Genomic DNA, 883 nt, shown 5'->3' on the forward strand with positions numbered 1-883 from the left:
AAAATCGGTCGTTTAATCTTACATATTATGGATTATCGTGTGTTGTTGCATTTATTCTTGCAATTTAAGTCATAAAAGAGTTAGACAAGCCTATGCAAGTTAGGCTTGTCTTTTTCTTTTTCGATAGAATCTACTCAGGCCGTCCGACATGCTCTTGGATTTTTTCGTGAAATTTCGAAAATAATGTAACTTTATGCAGGCATGAAGTCTACTTCTGTAGAAAATTGGAATATCAGGTTATTATGTCTACTTCACGTTTGAAAAATGGAGTTTACCAATTGGAGGATGATGCAATTGCGACTTTTGAAGTTTTTTCTAAAATGTTTTCTGATATTGGCTTTAATCACAGGCATTTTACCTGTATTACCTGCATCACAAGTTAGTGCGGACCCCGGTACATACACCAGAGTTGTGCCGTATCAATCGACTCCCGGTACACCAATTGCAATTGAATGGGACTTTGAATTGGACCATGTCACGAATATTGAAATTCATAAAGCAGATGGAACACTACTGAAAACAATCGTGGAGAATCAGTTTTTTGGTAAAGGAGATAACGTCCATTACTTTGATGGAACGATCGATGGGAAACCTTTGGAAGCGGGGAAGTATTACGCCCAAATTGTTCCTCAGGATGAGTACAGGATGTACGCTACCAAAGCAACGTTTGAGATAACAGAAGAAGAGAAACAACCTTCTCCACCCATTTTTATATCTCCGACAGACGGAAGCCTCATCCAAGATCCGGGAACCGTTACAATTCGGATTGCAGGAGATACCCCTACCAAAGAAATCGAACTGACTATGAACGGACAATCGATACCAACCAGAAGTGTGCGAGAACTTGAATGGGAAGCAACAGTAACATTGCCTCCCGACCAGG

General features: G+C 40.1%; 1 protein-coding gene. It reads left to right on the forward strand.

Annotation, left to right across the window (positions count from 1 at the left end; all coding sequences use genetic code 11):
* Nucleotides 1-294 precede the first annotated feature (294 nt).
* Nucleotides 295-883: hypothetical protein (locus ACFO8Q_RS09355; RefSeq protein ID WP_380025507.1), on the forward strand; the 589-nt coding region annotated here is incomplete at its 3' end.

The organism is Effusibacillus consociatus, from assembly GCF_042652925.1.
GTDB classification, from domain to species: Bacteria; Bacillota; Bacilli; order Tumebacillales; family Effusibacillaceae; genus Effusibacillus; species Effusibacillus consociatus.